The sequence below is a fragment of the Lihuaxuella thermophila genome, from assembly GCF_900110165.1.
Taxonomy (GTDB): domain Bacteria; phylum Bacillota; class Bacilli; order Thermoactinomycetales; family Thermoactinomycetaceae; genus Lihuaxuella; species Lihuaxuella thermophila.
The window spans coordinates 163,507-183,501 of record NZ_FOCQ01000006.1; the positions used below are offsets into that span (position 1 = coordinate 163,507).

General features: G+C 49.9%; 24 protein-coding genes. 7 read left to right on the forward strand and 17 right to left on the reverse strand.

All coding sequences use genetic code 11. The features are described 5' to 3' along the window. Window positions 1–283: 283 nt before the first annotated feature. A complete protein-coding gene (locus tag BMW55_RS08505; RefSeq protein ID WP_425283831.1) occupies window positions 284–1,522 on the reverse strand; it encodes a S8 family peptidase in 1,239 nt (412 codons plus the stop codon). 304 nt (window positions 1,523–1,826) lie between these two features. Here BMW55_RS08505 and BMW55_RS08510 point away from each other — a divergent pair, with 304 nt between their 5' ends. The 6 genes from BMW55_RS08510 (at window position 1,827) to BMW55_RS08530 (ending at window position 6,257) form a co-directional block, all read left to right on the forward strand. After that, window positions 1,827–3,086, forward strand: a complete 1,260-nt coding sequence (locus tag BMW55_RS08510; RefSeq protein ID WP_089967311.1) for an MFS transporter — start codon at window positions 1,827–1,829, stop codon at window positions 3,084–3,086. A gap of 171 nt (window positions 3,087–3,257) precedes the next feature. Then, window positions 3,258–3,518 carry a hypothetical protein gene (locus BMW55_RS19340; protein WP_170839824.1) on the forward strand — a complete coding sequence of 87 codons (261 nt, stop codon included), beginning with the start codon at window positions 3,258–3,260 and terminating at the stop codon, window positions 3,516–3,518. After that, on the forward strand, window positions 3,515–4,003 hold the full coding sequence (locus BMW55_RS08515) for a CRISPR-associated protein Cas4 (protein WP_170839825.1): 489 nt from the start codon (window positions 3,515–3,517) through the stop codon (window positions 4,001–4,003). The genes BMW55_RS19340 and BMW55_RS08515 overlap by 4 nt, the downstream gene beginning before the upstream one ends. A 226-nt stretch (window positions 4,004–4,229) precedes the next feature. Then, window positions 4,230–5,249 carry a spore photoproduct lyase gene (gene splB / locus BMW55_RS08520; RefSeq protein WP_089967586.1) on the forward strand — a complete coding sequence of 340 codons (1,020 nt, stop codon included), beginning with the start codon at window positions 4,230–4,232 and terminating at the stop codon, window positions 5,247–5,249. A 27-nt stretch (window positions 5,250–5,276) separates the two neighbouring features. Beyond that, entirely contained in the window at window positions 5,277–5,708 is a 432-nt protein-coding gene (locus tag BMW55_RS08525) for a YugN family protein (protein WP_089967318.1), read from the forward strand. Window positions 5,709–5,885: 177 nt separating this feature from the next. After that, the gene (locus BMW55_RS08530) at window positions 5,886–6,257 is read left to right on the forward strand and encodes a DUF3888 domain-containing protein (protein WP_089967321.1); all 372 of its coding nucleotides are present in this window, start codon (window positions 5,886–5,888) and stop codon (window positions 6,255–6,257) included. 45 nt (window positions 6,258–6,302) lie between these two features. Here BMW55_RS08530 and BMW55_RS08535 read toward each other — a convergent pair whose 3' ends face one another. From BMW55_RS08535 to BMW55_RS08600, 14 genes are all read right to left on the reverse strand, one after another. Further along, complete coding sequence (locus BMW55_RS08535) at window positions 6,303–7,094, reverse strand: IucA/IucC family C-terminal-domain containing protein (RefSeq protein ID WP_089967590.1); 792 nt, start codon at window positions 7,092–7,094, stop codon at window positions 6,303–6,305. 363 nt (window positions 7,095–7,457) lie between these two features. Beyond that, complete coding sequence (locus tag BMW55_RS08540) at window positions 7,458–7,655, reverse strand: hypothetical protein (RefSeq protein WP_089967325.1); 198 nt, start codon at window positions 7,653–7,655, stop codon at window positions 7,458–7,460. Window positions 7,656–7,771: 116 nt separating this feature from the next. Then, window positions 7,772–8,461 carry a ribonuclease III gene (gene rnc, locus BMW55_RS08545; protein ID WP_089967329.1) on the reverse strand — a complete coding sequence of 230 codons (690 nt, stop codon included), beginning with the start codon at window positions 8,459–8,461 and terminating at the stop codon, window positions 7,772–7,774. 23 nt (window positions 8,462–8,484) lie between these two features. Next, window positions 8,485–9,732 (reverse strand): beta-ketoacyl-ACP synthase II, encoded by a 1,248-nt coding sequence (gene fabF / locus BMW55_RS08550; RefSeq protein WP_089967593.1) that lies wholly within the window; start codon window positions 9,730–9,732, stop codon window positions 8,485–8,487. A gap of 89 nt (window positions 9,733–9,821) precedes the next feature. After that, complete coding sequence (gene acpP, locus BMW55_RS08555) at window positions 9,822–10,055, reverse strand: acyl carrier protein (RefSeq protein ID WP_089967332.1); 234 nt, start codon at window positions 10,053–10,055, stop codon at window positions 9,822–9,824. A gap of 58 nt (window positions 10,056–10,113) precedes the next feature. Then, complete coding sequence (fabG, locus tag BMW55_RS08560; protein ID WP_089967335.1) at window positions 10,114–10,857, reverse strand: 3-oxoacyl-[acyl-carrier-protein] reductase; 744 nt, start codon at window positions 10,855–10,857, stop codon at window positions 10,114–10,116. A gap of 98 nt (window positions 10,858–10,955) precedes the next feature. Beyond that, window positions 10,956–11,891, reverse strand: a complete 936-nt coding sequence (fabD, locus tag BMW55_RS08565; protein WP_089967338.1) for an ACP S-malonyltransferase — start codon at window positions 11,889–11,891, stop codon at window positions 10,956–10,958. Between the two features lie 39 nt (window positions 11,892–11,930). Then, complete coding sequence (locus tag BMW55_RS08570) at window positions 11,931–12,920, reverse strand: beta-ketoacyl-ACP synthase III (RefSeq protein ID WP_089967341.1); 990 nt, start codon at window positions 12,918–12,920, stop codon at window positions 11,931–11,933. After that, complete coding sequence (gene plsX / locus BMW55_RS08575) at window positions 12,917–13,915, reverse strand: phosphate acyltransferase PlsX (RefSeq protein ID WP_089967344.1); 999 nt, start codon at window positions 13,913–13,915, stop codon at window positions 12,917–12,919. The genes BMW55_RS08570 and plsX overlap by 4 nt, the downstream gene beginning before the upstream one ends. Window positions 13,916–13,928: 13 nt before the next feature. Continuing rightward, complete coding sequence (gene fapR / locus BMW55_RS08580; protein WP_089967596.1) at window positions 13,929–14,492, reverse strand: transcription factor FapR; 564 nt, start codon at window positions 14,490–14,492, stop codon at window positions 13,929–13,931. 148 nt (window positions 14,493–14,640) lie between these two features. Then, window positions 14,641–14,823, reverse strand: coding sequence for a 50S ribosomal protein L32 (gene rpmF, locus BMW55_RS08585; protein ID WP_089967347.1), 183 nt, complete (start codon window positions 14,821–14,823; stop codon window positions 14,641–14,643). 44 nt (window positions 14,824–14,867) lie between these two features. Then, complete coding sequence (locus BMW55_RS08590) at window positions 14,868–15,380, reverse strand: YceD family protein (protein ID WP_089967351.1); 513 nt, start codon at window positions 15,378–15,380, stop codon at window positions 14,868–14,870. 41 nt (window positions 15,381–15,421) lie between these two features. Continuing rightward, window positions 15,422–16,501, reverse strand: a complete 1,080-nt coding sequence (locus tag BMW55_RS08595) for a SepM family pheromone-processing serine protease (RefSeq protein ID WP_089967353.1) — start codon at window positions 16,499–16,501, stop codon at window positions 15,422–15,424. Then, a complete protein-coding gene (locus tag BMW55_RS08600) occupies window positions 16,479–17,288 on the reverse strand; it encodes a patatin-like phospholipase family protein (protein ID WP_089967355.1) in 810 nt (269 codons plus the stop codon). Before BMW55_RS08600 ends, BMW55_RS08595 begins: the two co-directional genes overlap by 23 nt. 122 nt (window positions 17,289–17,410) lie before the next feature. Between BMW55_RS08600 and ylbJ the strand changes: the two genes are divergently transcribed. Continuing rightward, window positions 17,411–18,652, forward strand: coding sequence for a sporulation integral membrane protein YlbJ (gene ylbJ, locus BMW55_RS08605; protein ID WP_244527500.1), 1,242 nt, complete (start codon window positions 17,411–17,413; stop codon window positions 18,650–18,652). 10 nt (window positions 18,653–18,662) lie between these two features. Here ylbJ and coaD read toward each other — a convergent pair whose 3' ends face one another. Together coaD and rsmD are read right to left on the reverse strand one after the other, a co-directional pair. Next, window positions 18,663–19,154: a pantetheine-phosphate adenylyltransferase gene (coaD, locus tag BMW55_RS08610; protein ID WP_089967358.1), complete on the reverse strand. Its 492-nt coding sequence runs from the start codon at window positions 19,152–19,154 to the stop codon at window positions 18,663–18,665. Window positions 19,155–19,158: 4 nt separating this feature from the next. Next, complete coding sequence (gene rsmD, locus BMW55_RS08615; protein ID WP_089967361.1) at window positions 19,159–19,728, reverse strand: 16S rRNA (guanine(966)-N(2))-methyltransferase RsmD; 570 nt, start codon at window positions 19,726–19,728, stop codon at window positions 19,159–19,161. Window positions 19,729–19,995 lie beyond the last annotated feature (267 nt).

A 19,995-nucleotide genomic window follows, 5' to 3' on the forward strand; every position in this document is an offset into this window, starting at 1 on the left:
TTATGTAAGTTTATATTCAATTTTCATTATAATATAATGATTTTATAATTTATATAAACAGATAGGAAAGCTGCAATCCAACATTTTTATTTATTGCCCTGGTCTTGGCGGATAAGAAAGTAAACCAGAACATCACTCCAATGATATTTCTGCATTTGCACAATGGATGGGCTTATTTTTTATCCAACTTCAGCAACCCGTGAGTCCATGTGGGATCCTACAGAGAGAAGCAGGTTGGAATGGATTCCAACCTGCCCATCGATGGACTCGCAAAACCTGCTGCTTACTTCACGCGCGGGAAACCGAATCCGGAAGCAATATCGTCTCCTGTATCGGCATAAAGCCCGCCATTGATATCATTATTCTTCGCTCTCGTTTGTATCTCGGCTCGCAGATTACCATTGCTCCAGCTAGGGTTTTCCGCCCAGATTTTAGCTGCAAGCCCTGAGATGTGAGGGGTTGCCATGGAGGTTCCGCTGATCGTATTGTACCCGCCGTTTTTCCATGTAGACTCGATTGCGCGACCAGGAGCGGAAACCTCCACATCGCGTTCCTGAATCACATAGTCACCATCGGTATTGGGATTGCCGCGGGAGGAAAAATCGGCTACCCGATAATTGCCGTTTTCCTGTACATTTTCGAGTGCCGCTACCGCTATGGCATCCACCAGTCCTCCGGGATATCCGATGGTATCCGGATTGGGTCCGTCGTTCCCGGCTGCTGCGACCACCAAGGCTCCGTTATTATAAGCATAAGTGACAGCATCCGCGATCAGGCTGTCTTTGGCAGAGGAACCCAAGGACATGGAAATAACGACATGAACCCCCAGGCGTTTCCCTTCATCAGCGGCGTGACGGATGGCGTTGGCAATGTCGTCAGAGTAACCAAATCCACTGTTTCCAAGTACTTTATATGCCCAAAGTTTGGATGCCGGGCTCACTCCGTAAATGCCCTTGCCGTCAGCCCCCCCATTGGCTAAAATTGTTCCGGCTACATGAGTACCGTGCCCGTTTTTATCTTCGCAGACTCCATTTTTAAAACCTGTCGGTGCTGTAAAGTCTTTACACTGTTCAACATTGCTCACTAAATCCACATGATCCGTATAAACTCCGGTATCCAATACGGCTACACGGATTCCTGCCCCTCCATTCGTGGCAGAAATGGAAGAATCATTGTAAATCGCTTCAATTCCCCAGGGAGTTGGATCGGATGGTGTTGAAGTACGGGTAGCTTTTGCACTGACTTTTCCGAGGGCATAAACCTTATGAACTTCTCTGATCTGAATATCTTTCCGCTCTTTCAACTGTTCAAACTGCTGACGGGTTACATCGGTGGTAAACCCTTTTTCCCTAAAATCCCAACGTTTTCCATATTTTTTCATAAGCCCTTGCTTGTCCAAATGGTCTGTTTGGATCCATACCCGGACTTTTTCCGATGCAGAAGCAGATGTAGCCCCAACAACACTTCCCCATAAAGAGAAGACCGTGACAAAGGACATCAGCGTCATGCCCAATACCTTGATTGTACGCACAGGCTGCCCCTCCCCTTGAATGTTATTCATGTTCAACAAAATTTTAACACAATTCAGATATAAATTATAATAAAGATTTCGATATTTGCATCATTAAAATCTGTCGATAATAGAGGAAATAGAAATAAAAAAATGAATTCATATAGATTATAGATAATGAACAAGGAGGAACCTGGGATTGACCTGACTTTCGGCCCATAAAATCCAGTAATTTCCAGCGAAGAACTAACCCCCTCTTAAAACCATCCATCTCATTACGAACACAAAACATGAATTAAAGGAGTGAACACCGTCTATGCAAGGACATTCACGTGTGGTTACCCGGCTTTCGACCATGATGTTTCTTCAGTTTTTCGTCTGGGGAGCCTGGTATGCGACGATGGGTTTAGTGCTCACTAAACACGGATTGTCCTCGATCATCGGAACCGCTTACTCCGTCGGTTCCATTGCCGCCATCATCGCCCCGTTTTTCCTGGGGATGGTTGTTGACCGGTTTTTTGCTTCCGAAAGAGTCTTGGGCCTTCTCCATATCGTCGGCGGAATTTTATTAGCGATCATTCCGGCCCAGATCCATTCCGGAAACGAAACGGCTCTCTTATGGATGCTTTTCATTTATACGCTCTGTTATATGCCGACACTGGCCCTCTCAAACAACGTAGCCTTCCATCATATTGAAGACGGTGCCAAAAACTTCCCGTTGATCCGGGTGTTCGGAACGATCGGCTGGATCGTGGCCGGCGTGATCATCGGACAGCTCGGTTATTCAGACAACCCGGTTATTTTCCAGATTGCCGCAGTTGCTTCGATTTTGCTGGGATTGTTCAGTTTTACCCTGCCCCATACTCCCGCTCCGGCAAAAGGAAAACCTCTTTCCGTGCGCGATTTGCTTTGCCTGGATGCACTTGAGATGTTAAAAGAACGAAACTATTTGGTCTTTATGATTTGCTCGATGCTCATCTGCATCCCGTTATCTGCCTATTATTCATTTACATCGCCTTTTCTGGCAGCAGTCGGGTTCCAGAACGTCGGCGGCGTGATGACCATCGGTCAAATGTCTGAGATCATTTTTATGCTGCTGGTTCCTCTCTTCTTCCGCCGCCTGGGTGTCAAATACATGCTGCTTGTCGGAATGATTGCCTGGACGCTCCGGTATGTATTGTTTGGATTCGGAGCGCCTGCTGAGATCACGGCTTTTATGTATCTGGGGATCGCCTTGCACGGCATTTGCTACGATTTCTTCTTCGTCACCGGTTTTATCTATGCGGAGAAAAAGGCTGGTGAAAAAGTAAAAGGGCAAGCACAGAGCTTATTGGTTTTGTTTACGCAGGGGATCGGCATGTACATAGGAGCCATGATAGCCGGTCAACTCTTTAACCAAACCGTTACCTCACAAGGAACGGCGGCACTTTCCGAGTGGAAAGTGTTCTGGTTGTATCCGGCGCTTGGGGCTGCGGCCATTGCTCTGTTCTTCTTTTTCTTGTTCAAGGATCAAGTCGGCAAAGAACACTCTGTCCCGGTCAAGCAATCGCCGGAGAAGAAAGAAATGGAATTGTAAAATCAGGTTTCATTTGCATACGGGGAAGCAGACAGCGAGGGAACGTTCGTTTTTGAACTTCCCTCTTTTTTTGGAGAAGGTCCCACGCCATTTCTTCTTAATATTCTGTATTTTTTAGTAAATATTTAGTATAATTAGAATATATCACTTGTGCAGAAAGGAAATCCCTGAATGAAGAAAACGTGGCTGACCGCCAAGGAAATCAGTCAGTTCGGTTATTGCCCCGAACAATGGAGATTGACACGCTTGAACAAACACAGGCCGGTAGAAGTGGATCAAGAGAAACAGGCATCAAAACTGACCCGCTTGAAGGCAGGAAGAGACTATCATATGAACATTCAAGTGAAGCCGCCTTTGCATCGGTGGATCGCAATAGCGGTAGGTTTGTGCCTGATTCTGCTGCTCGTTCTGTTGTGGACGGTGATCAAATGATCTGGTTACTGGCCCTCTTTTTGTTGCTGATCCTTATCGGGTCCGTCGTGATCGCCGGAAAGAAAACGCCCGTTCTCATCTACTCGGACACCAGCGGCGACGCAACTGTTTTGAGCGATCCGGAACTCATGATCCGGGGCAAGCCGGATGAGATCTGGAAACTGTCGGATGGGACGTTTCTGATTGTGGAACATAAATCCGGTTTTTGCAAAAGCAATCAACCCTATTACAGCGATCAATTGCAACTGGCGGCTTACATGCATCTGGTTGAAAAACAATACCGTCCCAAAAAAATTACAGGACAAATTCGCTACCAAAACAGATATTACACCCTTTACTGGAACGAGTCTCTCAAGCAACAGCTGCTGCAAGTCGTCGAAATAATGAGGAGGGTGGAGCAAGGGGAGGAAACGGAGTTTCCGGTCAATCTCAGCAAATGCCGCCAGTGCGAATTTTATCGCGTGTCTTGTGAAAAAAGCAGTTAGCTGAAAAACGTACTTAGAATCACCCCGGTCCTTCACTCCATTTGCCTGTTCTTCCATGAATTCAAGAATCCATCCTCGCTCAGCATCCGGCTTACCGAAAACATTTCCATTTGTTTCACATACAGGGTGACCTTATTTTTAATCAATGATCCACAAGTTTTCTGATACCACCTCAATCATGAATATTACCGGCAACGATGAAGACAACTATATTGAGGTGAATTTCATGAAATTGTTTCAACCCGATTTGATTTATTTTGAGCCCCAGGCTCTTGAGTATCCACTGGGAAAAGAATTATATGACCGTTACAAACATACTGGGATCCCGGTCCGGATGACTACATCACACAACCGGATTACCGACTTGCCGGGAGAAAACGACCTGGAAAAATATCGAATCGCCAAAAAAACTTTGGTGGTGGGCGTGCGCAAAACATTGACATTCGAGCCATCCAAGCCATCCGCAGAGTACGCCATTCCGTTGGCTACAGGCTGTATGGGACATTGCCATTATTGTTATCTTCAAACTACGATGGGAAATCGGCCTTATATTCGGGTTTATGTTAACTTGGATGAAATCTTCGCCAGAGCGAAAAGATATATCCAGGAGCGGGCTCCGGAAATCACACGATTTGAGGCAGCTTGTACATCTGATCCGGTTGGAATCGAACACATCTCTGGTTCACTGAAAAAAGCCATTGAATTTATGGGGAAACAGGAGTTGGGGAGACTTCGTTTCGTCACCAAATTCTCCAATGTTGACAGCTTATTGGACGTCGCCCACAACGGGCACACTCGTTTCCGGTTCAGTGTGAATGCCGATTATGTGATCCGCCATTTCGAACCGTCGACCGCCCCCCTCCATGAACGGATCGAAGCAGCCACAAAGGTTGCACAGGCAGGTTACCCGCTGGGATTTATTATCGCACCGCTGATGGTGTATCAGGGATGGGAAGAAGATTACACTCAATTGCTAAACCATCTCAGCGAAGCGCTTCCCCATACCGAAGGGATCACATTTGAGCTGATCACCCACCGTTTTACGCAAACGGCAAAAAGAGTGATCCAAGAGCGGTATCCCAAATCAAAATTAGAGATGGAGGAGGAAAACCGGCAAAAGAAATGGGGACGTTACGGACGGGTGAAGTATGTGTATCAGAAGGAGCAGATGCAGGCATTGCACCGGCACATGACAGAGCAAATTGAACGTTTTTTTCCCGGGGCTTCCATCGAGTATTTTACCTAATCGTTTACATGAAAAGGGGCTGTCATCATGATACCTATTGACTCCGTGCTTGAAGGATACCAAACCACTTTTCAGAAAGCACAAGACATGCTATCTCCTGAAGGATTTGTGCTCGGGGGTGGCTGGTCGTATGATCACGGATATTTTGACCATCCCTTGGATTGGGAAGAAGACCATGGCTACCGCTACTATTTACGAATCCCGGTCTATGCCGCCCAAGGGGAGCTCGGAGACGGAAAAGCCATCGTGGAACTGGGCAAACCCTTCGTGATCAAACATGAATTCAGAACAAAAAATGATCCGTCGGGGGATGTTGGTGTCTTCAGTTCGCTGGTCAATCAGTTCAGCAAACCCATTCCTACAGAAGGAGCGGAAATAGATGAACAGTGGCTCGCCAGAGCCAGAATGCTCCTCGAGAAAATCGAGACAAAGATCCAAACGCAAAAATCGCAACCATGATGGATGGAACCAAATTGTATGGAGATGGGACCAACCACCGGGCCAACAAAACTAATTTTTCCGGGCCCGCCCCATCCGCATTCTGTTGAATACCCATTCGTCAGCAACGGAAAAATAACTTCGGAAAAATGACTGAGTCCATACAGGTAAAAAACAGGAAGATCAGGAGCATGCGGTATGAAGAAAATAGGTTTTGCTGTTCTCATTGTTTGCTTGTTCACATTAAGCCTCCCGGGAGTCGCCGGGGCTGAACCCGACGAATCGAGGGAGAAGCTGATCACTGATGCGTTCAAAACAACGCTGATCCGGGCGATCGATGATGCGATTGTCGGTTACTATGGCAAACGCGAGAAAAGTTTCGGCATTTACGACATGCGAGTCAAGGATATCCAAAGAACGATGCAAGGCGGCTTCGCTTTCCTGGTCAAAGTCCAGGTTGAAACGTTTGAAGGCCCCCACAATCCGCCGTACGGACGGGAGACCATCACGCTTGAAGTGGGGCCGGGCGGAATCTCCGTGGTTAAATTTGAACATGATGATATCCCGTAAAATGAAAAGACCAACAGCAGATGTTGGTTTTATGTATTGTTCCATTCATTTCACAAGTAAAGATGGTAATGAGCAAGATACTTCCTGCATCTTTTTCGGGCAATTGGAGCAATACTCTCCGGCGCCTGCCAATTGATAATAGAGACAACAAGTTTTCCTCATGCGGATCGGCTCTTCCGAACCAGGTTGAGGCATTTTCTCGAAATAATATTTGGAGAGCGGCTGAATCCAATCACCAAAACACTCCGGAGGCGCACCGGAAATGAGGTAGCGAAAATCTTCCTGTGCCCGCCTGCGGGTGCGTTCATCCGCTTCAGCCAGTTTCTTTTCATATAACCAATAAACATAGACAGCGGTGTTTTCCCATAATAGCATACGGGAAATACCCGTGCAGGCAGACAGTGCCCGCCAAACTTTAGCAATGTTTTCGGCAAAAACAGCACGTACCATCCGTTCCCGCCAGTCGTTACGGTCTCCTTCCGGCCGGAAGGCGGACCAGTTATCAAGTTTCAGCCTTGGCGTCCAGTTGTTATTTTGATATCCCGATTCTATATGGCAATTCTCGATGGAAACATCGAGACCTTTGTTAAAAGCGCTCATCGCATACAATGCCGGGAGGACGGCCATAAAGGTATACCATTTGGAAAACTGGGAAGCGGTAACCACTAAAGAAGGCGAGTCCAGCAGATCGGACAAATGAGTCAAATATGCTTCACATGAATCCGGCTCCAGCAGATCTTTCACGGAGCATGAGGCCGGCCAATCACCAGACTGCAATGTGGTGACCCGAAAGTGCTGTTGGAGATATTCAAGTTCATTCGACAGGAGCTCCGGCATGCTCTGATCCCCCTTAAGGTACCTTCATCTATAAATACAATGCGTTAACGTTATGCTCATCTTGGATGAATCAGGAAACAACCAATGGACAATGATATTCATTTTCAATTATAACTTAGTTTGTGATAAATTTCTACAATTACTCATCAAGAAAACATTTTTTGCTTGCAGTTCCGGATTTGCATGGGTATCCAATCCTGCTTCCCCCGATGGAAAACGGGCAGACGGCATGTTTCAGCCAAATAAAAACAGCCGCATCCTCGTTGTGAGATGTGGCTGTTTTTGGTTTGTATCCGACTTCTACCCTCGTTCATGCTTGACTGCGCTTGGTCAATTGCATAAAAATCTTCCATCCGTTTTCATTCAGTTCAAATGGTGGACGGACTGACTCTCGTCCCCTTTTTTCTGTTCCCCTGTGAGCATCTCCAATGATTTGTGCATTCCCTCCAACGCTTTCATGATCCTCCATAAAAAGTAGAGAGCCAGTCCCCCTGCGGTTACGGGAAGAATAATGGCGGCCAGGGAGAAGAGTTGAAACAGAATGGGCGCGATCGTTTCCATGACTATCCGATTTCCCCTTTGCATGACGAGATCTGATTGCGTTTATATTATCCTTGAATTTCCCGGCAGTGAAAAGAAAAAACCACCGTTTCCTCTGGAGGCGGTGGCTGTTCTCTTTATTTGATTGTCCAATGTTTCAGAGCTTCCATGGCGGCACGCTGTTCCGCCTCTTTTTTGGAACGACCGGATCCCTGTCCCAGTCTTTTGTTATCGAGATAAACCTCAGCGACAAAATGGCGGTCATGGGCGGGTCCCTTGATGTCCACAATCCGGTATTCCAACGGCCCGAGGCGTTCCTGTTGCACCATTTCCTGCAGCTGGCTTTTGGCATCGGTCATCCGGGAAAGCCATTCATCGTTGATTTTGGGGAACACAACGGTATACAGGAAATTCTTCACTCCGTCCAGGCCTTGATCCAAATACAAAGCCCCGATAAATGCTTCAAACAGATCTGCAAGAAGGGAGGGACGGGTACGGCCCCCTGTCATCTCCTCCCCTTTTCCCAAGCGAACAAACCGCCCAAATTCCAGTTCTTTAGCGAAAGATGCGAGAGAAGGCTCACAAACGACGCGTGCTCTCGTCCGTGTTAACTCACCTTCGCTCATGCCGGGAAAGCGGCTGAAGAGATATTCCGACACGGCCAGTTCCAAAACGGCATCGCCGAGAAACTCCAACCGCTCGTTATCCGGGTGAGCGCCGTGATTTTTCCGTTCGTGAGCAAAAGAGGTATGGGTGAATGCCTGTTGGAACAGTTTTTTATTGCGAAAGGTGAGCCCTGTCGCCTGTTCCAATTCGGTTAAATCCATTCTCGTTCACCACCTGAACAGTTTCACGCATCTTCGTAGACTTTCATTGCGATCGTCGCGTTGTGGCCGCCAAACCCGAGGGAATTGGAGAGAGCTGCCCGCACCCGTCCCTTGCGCGCCTCATTTGGCACATAATCCAAATCGCATTCGGGGTCCGGTGTTTCTAAGTTGATGGTTGGGGGAATGATTTGTTCCTTAAGGGTTAACGCAGTGGCAACAGCTTCCACTCCGCCGGCCGCCCCCAACAAGTGGCCGATCATCGATTTATTGGAGCTGACCGCCAGTTTGTATGCATGGTCTTTAAAGGCGCTTTTAATCGCCATCGTCTCAAATTTATCATTGAGCGGTGTGGAAGTACCGTGAGCGTTGATATAATCGATATCTTCCGGTTTCAGGCCGGCATCTTCGATCGCCCGCAACATGCTGCGAGCCGCTCCTTCACCATCCGGCGACGGACTGGTCAGATGATAGGCATCAGCCGTCATGCCGTAGCCAACCATCTCGGCGATGATGTTGGCACCCCGCTTGAGAGCATGGTCCAGGGTTTCCATGACGAGAATGCCTGCCCCTTCCCCCATCACAAATCCATCGCGGTCCAGGTCAAACGGGCGGCTGGCTTTTTCCGGCTGATAATTGAACTTTGTGGAAAGTGCCCCCATGGAAGAGAAACCGGCAAAAGCCATCGGCAAGATGGTTGCTTCCGCCCCCCCGGCGATCATGACGTCGGCATCGCCACGCTGGAGGATTTTGAAGGCGTCGCCGATGCTGTGCGTACCCGTCGCGCAAGCAGAGACGGCTGAACTGTTTGGCCCTTGCGCACCAATATGAATGGATACCTGCCCTGAAGCCATATTGGCGATCATCATCGGGATAAAGAACGGGCTGACCCGTTTCGGACCGCGCTGGATCAGGGTTTTGTGCTGCTCTTCAAGGGTTCCCAAGCCGCCGATTCCCGAACCTATATAAACGCCGACACGGCGGGGATCTTCTTTTTCCATATCCAGTCCGGCATGCTCCATCGCCATTTTGGACGCAGCGATGGCAAACTGGGTAAAGCGATCCATTTTTCTGGCTTCTTTTTTGTCCATATACAAGAGAGGATCGAAGTCCTTGACTTCTGCTGCAATTTTGGCCGGGTAATCGCTCGCGTCAAAACGGGTCACAGGACCGATGCCGGATTTTCCTTCAATTAAGTTGTTCCAAAAAGTAGTATGATCATTACCAATAGGAGAGATGACTCCAAGACCGGTGATAACTACCCGATTTGTCATCTGGCCCACCGCCTTTCTCCACAAAGCTGACAGAAGGATGTAAAGTCCCGCGTGAATACGGGACTTTTTAGTTAAGTACGGGAAAAAAACTATTTGTTTTTATTGATGTATTCAACGATATCGCCAACAGTGGTGATTTTTTCGGCATCTTCGTCTTCGATGCTCATTTCGAACTCATCTTCCAGCTCCATGATGAGATCTACCACATCGAGGGAATCTGCACCGAGGTCTTCTTTGATCCCTGCTTCCAAAGTTACTTCGGAAGGATCTACGTTTAAGCGGTCTACAATAATTTTTCTTACGCGTTCCAACGTATCAGCCATGTCTATCACCTCCCTTTCGTATTATACGGAAACAAGTTTGGACAAGCAATTTTTTCACTCAGGAAGTCACCATTCCGCCGTCCACATGGATGGTCTGGCCGGTGATATAGGCGGAGGCATCCGAGGCGAGAAATTTGACGGCCTCCGCAACATCCTGCGCAGAGCCGAAGCGGCCGAGCGGAATGGCCCCCAACATCTGCTGTTTTAAATCCTCTTCCAGCACGGCGGTCATATCGGTTTCGATAAAGCCCGGCGCTACCGCATTTACCGTGATGCCGCGGCTGGCCAGCTCTTTGGCTGTCGTTTTGGTGAGACCGATGACACCCGCTTTGGCGGCCACATAATTGGCCTGGCCGGGATTGCCCATCACTCCGACGACGGAGCTGATATTGATAATGCGTCCGCTTCTCTGTTTCATCATGGTGCGGGTAACCGCTTTGGTGCACAAAAACACGCCTTTGAGGTTGGTATCGATCACTTGATCCCATTCCTCTTCTTTCATGCGCATCAGCAGGTTATCCCGGGTGATGCCCGCATTATTGACAAGGATATCAATTCTACCAAAGGAGGCCATTACCTCCTTCATGGCGGATTCTACCTGCTCGGCCATGGAAACATCCACTTGAAGAGCCAACCCTTTGCGGCCTGCTTTTTCGATTTCTGCGATGGTTTGTTCAGCAGCCGCCCGGTTGCCCGCATAAAAAATGGCTACATCGGCTCCAGCCTGGGCCAGCGTAATGGCGACCGCCCGGCCGATTCCTCTGGAACCGCCTGTGACAACGGCAACTTTACCGGTTAGCATCGACCATTCTCTCCCTTCTTGTCATAGGGATCTTTTCTGTGAAACCATTCCCGTGATGGTGGATCGGGCTTCGTCCGTTTCAGCCACGTTGCACGATGTTATGTTAACTGCTCCACTGCTTGCTTAAGGGTTTCGGAGTCTTGCACGGATAAAGTTTTAACCTTGCGGTCCACTTTTTTCACCAAACCGGATAAGACGGTTCCCTCTCCGATTTCCACAAACGTGTCGACACCCTGCGCGAGCATCCAACGTACCGAGTCTTCCCACAAGACGGGAGAAGCCACTTGCTCGATCAGCGACCGGCGGATTTCATCCGATCGGATTACCGGAGCGGCCGATACATTGGCGACAACAGGCACAGCGGCATCCTTGATATCGACTTCATTCAGTGTTTGAGCCAGCCGCTCGGCAGCCGGTTTCATGAGCGATGAATGGAAGGGACCGCTGACGGAGAGCGGAATCACCCGCCGCGCTCCGGCTTCAGCCGCTTTTTCTCCCGCTTCTTTTACGGCATCGCGATGACCGGAGATCACAATTTGGCCGGGGCTGTTGTAGTTGGCCGGTTCCACCACGTGATTTTCCCGCGTCACACTTTTGCAGATTTCATCCAGTTCACCGCGGTCCAGATTCATGACGGCAGCCATGGCCCCCAACCCGGCCGGGACCGCTTCCTCCATATATGTACCGCGCTTGTGTACAGTGCTCACGGCCTCGCGGAAAGAAAGGGAACCGGCGGCCACAAGTGCCGAATACTCTCCCAGGCTGTGCCCGGCCACATATGCAGGCTCAATTCCCGCTTCCTGAAAAACACGAAACAAGGCGATGCTGGTGGTCAAAATGGCCGGCTGGGTATTGGCGGTTAAGCGCAGGTCTTCCTCCGGTCCCTCAAAGCAAAGCTTCGACAAAGAGAAGCCCAGCACTTTATCCGCTTCGGCAAATACCTGTTCAGCGTTCGGATGGACGCTTGCGATCTCTCGGCCCATTCCGACTTTCTGTGAACCCTGTCCCGGGAAGATGAAAGCAATTTTCCCCATGTTGTACCTCCCTGGTATTTTCAACCAAAATATTGCGATTTAGTCAATCGACCATTTCAAGACCGTTGCGCCCCAGGTGAGTCCTCCCCCAAACCCGCACAATACCAGGATATCTCCCTTTTTTATGCGGCCCTGTTTCACCGCTTCGTCCAGTGCCACAGGGATTGAGGCGGAGGACATGTTCCCGTAGCGATCCAAGTTGATCACCACTTTATCCTCGGTAAGGCCAAACCGCTTGATCGCGGACTCAATGATCCGGATGTTGGCTTGATGAGGGATGAGGAAATCTATATCTTCTTTGCTCAGGCCAGCTTTTTTGAGCGCTTCTTCCGTGGATGCTCCAATGACGCGGACAGCAAATTTGAAGACTTCCCTGCCGGACATGGAAAGCGTGTGCAGCCGCTGGTTGAGCGTCTCCTCCGAAACCGGGAGACGGGAACCCCCTGCCGGAAGTTTAAGCAGCTCTGCCCCGGAGCCGTCTCCGCCCAATTCAAAAGAGAGAAAACCATAGCCTTCCCCGACAGGCCCGAGGACAGCCGCTCCGGCTCCGTCGCCGAACAAAACACAGGTGTTGCGGTCGGTCCAGTCCACAATGCGGGATAGACATTCCACGCCGATCACTAAGGCATAGTTATACACGCCTGTGGTGATGAACTGCGCTGCCGTAGTCACCCCGTACAAAAATCCCGTGCATGCTGCCGACAGGTCAAAGGTGGCCGCTTTGGATGCGCCCAGCCGGTCTTGGACCAGGCAAGCCGTTGCCGGAAAAGACATGTCCGGCGTGACGGTGGCCACAATGATCAGATCGATTTCATCTGCGGAGATTCCCGCGTGTCGGAGGGCTTGTTCGGCTGCTTTTACTGCCAGATCAGAAGATGCTTCGTCGGGGCCGGCGATCCGCCGCTCTCGGATCCCCGTCCTGGAAACGATCCATTCATCACTGGTATCTACCATTTTTTCCAAATCGGCATTCGTCATTACCTGTTCGGGAAGAAAAGCGCCCGTCCCCAAAATTCCTACCGGTCTCATTTGCTGGTCAACTCCTCTTGCTGTGTGAGTTCATGTTCGATTTCTGCGATCACACCCCGTTCAACAAAGAGGCGGGCCTGACGAGCAGCATTAAAAAATGCTTTGGCGTCTGAAGAGCCATGCGCCTTGATCACAGGACCGGCAAGCCCCAGGAGCGGTGCTCCGCCATGTTCTGTGTAGTCCATTTCCTCTTTAAATCGCTTCAACCGGGGCTTTAAGATGGCAGCAGCCAACTTGGCCGACAGGTTCCTGGTAAACTCCTGTTTCAAGCGGTCAAAAATGGCTTTGGCGACGCCTTCCGTATTTTTCAGCAGAATATTTCCGCTGAACCCGTCGCAAACGAGGACGTCGCAAGGGCCGGACAGAACATCTCTCGCCTCTATGTTTCCGATAAAATGAATGGATTTTTCCTTTTCTAAGAGAGCAAATGCCTCTTTGGCCAGCTCTGTTCCTTTGCCTACTTCAGTGCCGATGTTTAAGAGGCCAACCCGTGGTTTGGTATAACCCAGCACCTTTTCGACGTAAATACTTCCCATGCATGCGTATTGGCGCAGATGTTCAGGCCGTGCTTCCGGATTGGCTCCCACATCCAGCACCAACATTCCTTTGCCGGACAGGGTCGGAAAAACGGGGGCCAATGCCGGACGGTCCACTCCCTTGATCCGTCCGGTGTAGAAAAGGCCTGCGGCCATCAGCGCTCCCGTATTTCCTCCGCTGATAAAAGCATCCGCCTCCCTTTTCTTCACCATTTGGCAGCCGACCACGATGGAAGAATCCTTTTTGCGGCGGACGGCTTTCACCGGTTCATCGTCCGCTTCAATCTGCTCGCTCACCCGGCGGAATTCCAGATTCGGGACCCCTTCCGGCAACAAACTTTCATCCCTGCCGATCAAGATAAACGTGGTATCCGGCCACTCGCTTGCGGCAAGCCGAACGGCTTCCGTCACTGCATCCGGCGCATGATCGCCTCCATGGGCATCAAAAGCGATACGCATTCATGCTCCCCCTTCATTTTACCCACCCATCCTCTTCGGCTCGGTAAACGTCGAAGACACCTTGAAAAACGATTTCACCGTTCACTTTTGTCTGCACATTGATTTGCAAACGAGAGGACTGTTTATTGAACACTTGTGCATATGCGATACATTTTTCCCCCAACCTCACCGGCCGGACAAAACGGATTCCCGCCGAAGCGGTCAATGCTACTTCAGCATCGACAATCGCCACGGCCAATGAGTTGGCCTGGGCAAACAGATAATGTCCGCGCGCAATCCGATTCCGCGCAAATACATGCTCTTTCTTAATTTCAAAGATGGAAATGCCGCTATGGTCCAACTGAATGTCGATCACTTCACCAATCACTTCTTCCAGGGCGAGTGATCGTACACGGTCAAAATTATTCTCCGCCATGTGCTTGATCCGTTCCCGCAGTTCGGGGATCCCTAATTCCATCCTGTCCAAACGAATCGTCTGGATACTTACCCCGCACCTCTTGGCCATTTCCTCATCTGTGATAAAGGGATCATCAGAAAATGCCTTCTTGATCAGTCGCTGTCTCTCTTTTTTCGGCAGGCGCACAGCGGAGCTCACCACCTTAATTTACGACCATATATTAATACCAAGTCCTAAAACAGTATATAAAAAAAAGAATACGAGTGCAATGTAAAAATAAAAGAGCCGACCAGGCTGCCGACTCTTCATTCAACTGCTGAAGCGAGGATTAATCGTTTACAACCCCTTCAACCTCAGCGCCTTTGTAGTATCCACACTCTTTGCATACACGGTGAGAGAGTTTTGCTGCACCGCATTGCGGGCATTTGACCATACCCGGCACACTCAATTTGAAGTGGGTACGACGTTTGCGTTTGCGAGTTTTGGAAGTCCGTCTGAAAGGTACTGCCATGAAATTCACCCCCTATAAGAATGTAGCACAAATACGGGAAGTTTTCATTTGTCTTTTAAGAGCTCCTGCAGTTTCGCCAGGCGCGGGTCGATGGCCTCGATCTGGCACTCGCAGGATTCGGCGTTCCTGTTGATTCCGCACTTTGGACACAATCCCTTACAATCTTCCCGGCAAACCGGAGCATATGGAAGAGCGAGAAGAAGAGCTTCCCGAACATAAGGAGTGAGATCCAGCTCGTTGTCAACGAAATGGATTTCCCTCTCCTCGGCTTCTCCAGCCAGGTGCTCCACATCGGTAAATCTTTCCGTCCATCTGACGTTCACGGGGACTTCCGTCTCCGTCAGACAGCGTGAACAGGTCAAGGCGGCGCGAGTGGACTGTTCCACGTCCGCCTCGATCAGGTGTGAATCCAACTTAACCACCTGACCCTTGACTTGGACCGGCTCCAACCGAATCAGACCTGGAACTTCCTTCAGAAGCGAGTCCATCTGAATCGTTTCATTGAAAGTCAGCCGCTGATCCGCCTCTTGATTCAGCTTTTGCAGGGAAATGAGCATGATTCCACTCCTTGTGTAAAAACAGGCTTATTATAAGACACTTACGCCGCCCCTGTCAATGTTTTTGACTTGAAAGCACTCCGGGCAGGCAAGTGTTGCAAATAGCGAACCGCTTCCTGCAACGAAGAGACGGGAACGATCTTCATCGGTGTACCGATTTTTTCGGCCGTCTCCCTGGCTGTTTTTTCATTTTCATCTCCCGGTTCCCTGTCTCTGGGACAAAAGAAAATTTCCGCATCCTCCCTGTCAGCGGCGATCACTTTATACTGAATGCCGCCAATTTGGCCAACCTCACCGGTTTGGGAAATGGTTCCCGTCCCCGCGATGCGGTAACCCTTTGTTAAATCCTCCGGCAGCAAGCGGTTGAGCACTTCGAGAGAAAACATGAGCCCGGCTGAAGGGCCTCCGATATTTTGCGTATGGATTTCGGCGGGGGGTGAAATGTTCACTTTTACTCTCACCACGGGTATGATTCCCAATCCGGCTCTTTTTTTCTCCCCCGGGGCGGCCGGAAGCTCCACCAGCTCCACTTTCTTTTCCATCTGCTTTTTCCCGCGAATCAGGTTGACGGTGACCACTTCACCCGGTGTTTTGGTACCGAGATATTGAATCAATTGCTCGGTGGACGAAAATGCCCGGCCATCCACCTTTTTGATCAAATCCCCTTCCTTCAGGCCCGTGTTTCTGTTCTTCAACAGCTGAAAGATTTCGATTCCCGAAACTTCTACTTTAACGGGTCTGCCCGCTTGTCTGTATGCGGCAATAATCGCATTGTTTTGCGAGGCGATCATGTTCTCCGCCTGCCGCCTCGCATACTCTTCTTCCGATTCCCCCTGGGCGAGGATTTCCCGTTCGGGCACCAGCTCGGTCTGCCCCGTTATTTTGGAATAGAGATAGTCAAAAACATTTCCTTCTTTTAGTGAAATCGTTGTCAACAAAAAGGTTCCTTTTTCATCCGGTTGGCTTGTCCCCACATGCACGAGTGGGCTCACATCGATGGCCGAACCGGGTCCCATCGCAAAATAGGGAATGGGCAAAAGAAGGGAGACTCCGAGTGCGATGAAGATCACAGCACCGAGAACCCCTCCCCATATGCGTTTACTCTGCATTCTGAAATTCATTGACAGACTCTCCTTGCCAGTTCTGAATCAACTCTTTCAATTGCCGGACTTGAGCTCTTGCTTCGTCTTCTCCCCGCCGGATACACTCTTCGACGCGGGTAAATGCCGTCGGGCTGATATCGGAAACGTCAGGATGGATCACAAAGTCGGCCGAGCGAATCTGCCCATTGGACAGCTCTCTTTCCATGATACCCAAAGTTTGTGCAATCACATCAAAAATATTGACCACTTGCACCCGGCTGATTCGGGGAATCACATCGACAGCGATGACAAAATCAGCACCCATCTCGCGAACGACCGAGATCGGAACCCGGTCAATGACCCCTCCGTCGACGAGTAACCGGTCGCCGATCCTGACCGGTTCAAAAATTCCCGGAATGGAAATGCTGGCTCGTACCGCTTCATCGATCGGCCCGCTGGTAAACACGACCCGCTCCCCGGCGATCAGATCGGTTGCGATGACGGCCGTAGGAATCCGCAACTCTTCCAAGCGTTTGTGATGAGTGAGTAAGCCGATCAGCTCTTTCACTTTGTCGCCAATGACAAATCCCCGCCGGGGCACGGTTAAATCCAGCCAATGCTTTCGTTTCAGGCGGATGGCCAGCTGCTCGCACAAATCCAAGTTGAGTCCGTTCGCGTACAAAACCCCGATAATGCTGCCCATGCTGCTTCCGGCGATAAAATCGACGGGAATGCCTTCTTGCTCAAGCACTTTCAGAACCCCTATATGAGCCAGCCCCCGGGCGGCCCCCGAACTTAACGCTAAACCTATCTTCGGCCTTGACAATCTTCCCCACCCCTTACGTTTGAATATCCTGCTTTTGCGATTCACTCCCGGACAAAGGGTCTAAATGGACGCCATCCAGCGTAGACATGTTATTGACCAAGAGAGTCTTGAGGAGAGAGAGCATGCAAATCACACAAATCCTTCTCCAAAGTCGCCTAAAATCCGTGGCTCTGGCTTCCACAGCCATTTTTATGGCCTGCATACTGGTCATGTACCCGGAGCAAGCATTTAAATCTTCACTCAGAGGCCTCACGATCTGGTGGGATGTGTTTTTTCCTGCTCTGTTGCCTTTTTTTATCACGGTTGAAATGATGATGGGCTTTGGAGTCGTCCATTTCCTCGGTGTCTTGCTTGAACCTCTCATGCGGCCCATTTTCCGGGTACCGGGAGCCGGAGCCTTCGTCATGGCTGTAGGTTTTGTGTCAGGGAATCCGATGGGAGCCAAACTTACTGCCCGTCTCCGCGAACAACAGCTGGTTTCGCGCGAAGAAGGGGAGCGATTGGTCTCGTTTACGAGTACAGCCAGCCCTTCTTTCATTTTCGGAGCGGTAGCCGTCGGCTTTTTCGAGAACACTTCCGTCGGCATCATTTTAGCACTTGCCCACTACTTAAGCAGCATCCTGGTGGGATTTGTGATGCGCTTCTATGAACCGCAAGCTCCCCCGTCTCCTCCGCAAGAACGGAAAACCGGTTTTATCTTATTTCGGGCCATCAGAGCGATGCACCGGGCACGCGTGAAAGATGGAAGACCTCTTGGGCGGTTATTGGGCGATGCTGTTTCCTCCGCCATCCAAACACTTTTGATGATCGGCGGATTTATCATGGTGTTTTCTGTACTCGTTCATCTCGTCAATTATGTGGGAATCACTTCGTTCCTGGCAAAGGGAATCGCAAATCTGTTTTCACTCCTTGCCCTGCCACCCGCTTTATCTGATCCTATGCTGGGAGGAATATTCGAAATTACGCTGGGGTCCCAGTTGGCAAGCGCCGCTGCCGCCAGTATCCCCCTCATTTACAAATTGACCATTGTCAGTGTCATGATCGGTTGGAACGGACTGTCGATTCACGCCCAGGTGGCCAGTATGTTGAGTCGGACAGATATTCGCTATTTTCCCTACTTCTGTGCCCGGGTCCTCCACGGATGTCTGGCCGGGGTCATCACTCTGATCATTTTTCCGTTTCTGAAGCCTCATTTCAGTCTTCTGCCAACAGCGATTCCGGCCATGGCCGACCCGTTCATTCCGGTTGCCGTGTCCCTGTGGAGTCTCTTAAAAATGGGTTCCGCAGGGGTGGCAGTGATTTGGATGGGCTGGACGGCTTGCCACCTTTTCCGTCATAACGGGCTCTTGCCCTATAAACGCTAAAAAACCCGCTTCAGCGGGTTTTTTCCAATCCAAACTTGATGTTTAACGCTTCTGCGACATGATCGGGAACCAGATCTTTCACATCCGCACCATAGCTCGCCACTTCCTTCACCATGGCCGAACTGATAAATGAATGCTTATTGTTGCTCATCAAAAAAAGCGTTTCCACTTTTTCGCTCAATTTACGGTTAATCGACGCGATCTGAAGCTCGTATTCAAAGTCGGAAATCGCGCGCAATCCACGCAAAATGACATTGGCTTTTTGTTTATGTACATAATCGATCAACAAGCCGTCGAAACTGTCCACTTCTACATTCGAAAACGTTTGTGTCGCTTCGCGGATCATTTCTTTTCTCTCTTCGACTGAAAAGAGGGGATTTTTGGATGAATTGATGAGAACAGCTACAATAATCTTGTCAAACACCTTCGCCCCCCGCTCAATGATGTCGAGATGGCCGTATGTAATGGGATCAAAGCTTCCTGGATAAACAGCTATTTTCATCTGATCAGGATCCTCCTTCAGACGTTGCTCGCTGATACAACGAGATGGTTGTATCCCCGTAAGTGAGTCGGCGCGTCTCTCTTAATTGCCCGATCTGGATTGGAAGGGACGCACGGCTCGGATATTCTGCCGCCACGGTCCCGTTTTCAGCCAACAGCATACTGCTGCCGATGATCGTGAGCACAGGAAGCATCAAATTTTCATGATAAGGGGGATCCAAAAAGATGAGGCGAAACCGGACCCCGCGCCTGATTAACGCTCTGCAGGCCGCCCGCGCATCGCGGCGGTAGATTTCGACCCGATCTTTCATCCCGGTTGCTTCCGCATTGGCGAGGACCGTATCAAGACTGATCCGCGACTGGTCGATAAAAACAGCCCGTTCCGCTCCCCGGCTGAGAGCCTCGAGGCCAAGGGATCCGGTTCCGGCAAACAGGTCCAATACCCATCCGCCATCAAAAAAAGGGCCAATCACCTGAAACAGGGACTCTTTAACGCGGTCTGCGGTTGGCCGGACATGCTTGCCTGGAACCATTTTCAATCTTGTGCCACGCGCAGTGCCAGCAATGATTCGCATACCCGACCTCCTTACACACTACATCATCAACGGGATTTAAACATTTTTATCCTACCACAAATTCCTTGAAAAACAAAAGGAACACGGATGCAGGAAAATTAATATTGAAGGATGTGTATAAAGAAGTAAAAGTTGGCAATCCTAACTGATGACAGCATCTTGATTGATGTTGTCGAACCGCGGAGAAGACTTACATTTCCCCATAAGCTCTTCCTCCGGTTTCTCCTCTCCCATTTAGTATCTTACACAATGGTTGTGCAAGATACC

Bases quoted from the DNA above. Each gene is read 5' to 3' on its own strand.
- ylbJ (WP_244527500.1), top strand. From the start codon at position 17,411: ATGCAAATCACACAAATCCTTCTCCAAAGTCGCCTAAAATCCGTGGCT.
- BMW55_RS08515 (WP_170839825.1), top strand. From the start codon at position 3,515: ATGATCTGGTTACTGGCCCTCTTTTTGTTGCTGATCCTTATCGGGTCC.
- BMW55_RS19340 (WP_170839824.1), top strand. From the start codon at position 3,258: ATGAAGAAAACGTGGCTGACCGCCAAGGAAATCAGTCAGTTCGGTTAT.
- coaD (WP_089967358.1), bottom strand. From the start codon at position 19,154: ATGAAAATAGCTGTTTATCCAGGAAGCTTTGATCCCATTACATACGGC.
- BMW55_RS08570 (WP_089967341.1), bottom strand. From the start codon at position 12,920: ATGAGACCGGTAGGAATTTTGGGGACGGGCGCTTTTCTTCCCGAACAG.
- BMW55_RS08525 (WP_089967318.1), top strand. From the start codon at position 5,277: ATGATACCTATTGACTCCGTGCTTGAAGGATACCAAACCACTTTTCAG.
- fabF (WP_089967593.1), bottom strand. From the start codon at position 9,732: ATGACAAATCGGGTAGTTATCACCGGTCTTGGAGTCATCTCTCCTATT.
- plsX (WP_089967344.1), bottom strand. From the start codon at position 13,915: ATGCGTATCGCTTTTGATGCCCATGGAGGCGATCATGCGCCGGATGCA.
- rpmF (WP_089967347.1), bottom strand. From the start codon at position 14,823: ATGGCAGTACCTTTCAGACGGACTTCCAAAACTCGCAAACGCAAACGT.
- rsmD (WP_089967361.1), bottom strand. From the start codon at position 19,728: ATGCGAATCATTGCTGGCACTGCGCGTGGCACAAGATTGAAAATGGTT.
- fabG (WP_089967335.1), bottom strand. From the start codon at position 10,857: ATGCTAACCGGTAAAGTTGCCGTTGTCACAGGCGGTTCCAGAGGAATC.
- BMW55_RS08540 (WP_089967325.1), bottom strand. From the start codon at position 7,655: ATGGAAACGATCGCGCCCATTCTGTTTCAACTCTTCTCCCTGGCCGCC.
- rnc (WP_089967329.1), bottom strand. From the start codon at position 8,461: ATGGATTTAACCGAATTGGAACAGGCGACAGGGCTCACCTTTCGCAAT.
- splB (WP_089967586.1), top strand. From the start codon at position 4,230: ATGAAATTGTTTCAACCCGATTTGATTTATTTTGAGCCCCAGGCTCTT.
- BMW55_RS08535 (WP_089967590.1), bottom strand. From the start codon at position 7,094: ATGCCGGAGCTCCTGTCGAATGAACTTGAATATCTCCAACAGCACTTT.
- BMW55_RS08595 (WP_089967353.1), bottom strand. From the start codon at position 16,501: ATGAATTTCAGAATGCAGAGTAAACGCATATGGGGAGGGGTTCTCGGT.
- BMW55_RS08590 (WP_089967351.1), bottom strand. From the start codon at position 15,380: ATGCTCATTTCCCTGCAAAAGCTGAATCAAGAGGCGGATCAGCGGCTG.
- acpP (WP_089967332.1), bottom strand. From the start codon at position 10,055: ATGGCTGATACGTTGGAACGCGTAAGAAAAATTATTGTAGACCGCTTA.
- BMW55_RS08530 (WP_089967321.1), top strand. From the start codon at position 5,886: ATGAAGAAAATAGGTTTTGCTGTTCTCATTGTTTGCTTGTTCACATTA.
- BMW55_RS08510 (WP_089967311.1), top strand. From the start codon at position 1,827: ATGCAAGGACATTCACGTGTGGTTACCCGGCTTTCGACCATGATGTTT.
- fabD (WP_089967338.1), bottom strand. From the start codon at position 11,891: ATGGGGAAAATTGCTTTCATCTTCCCGGGACAGGGTTCACAGAAAGTC.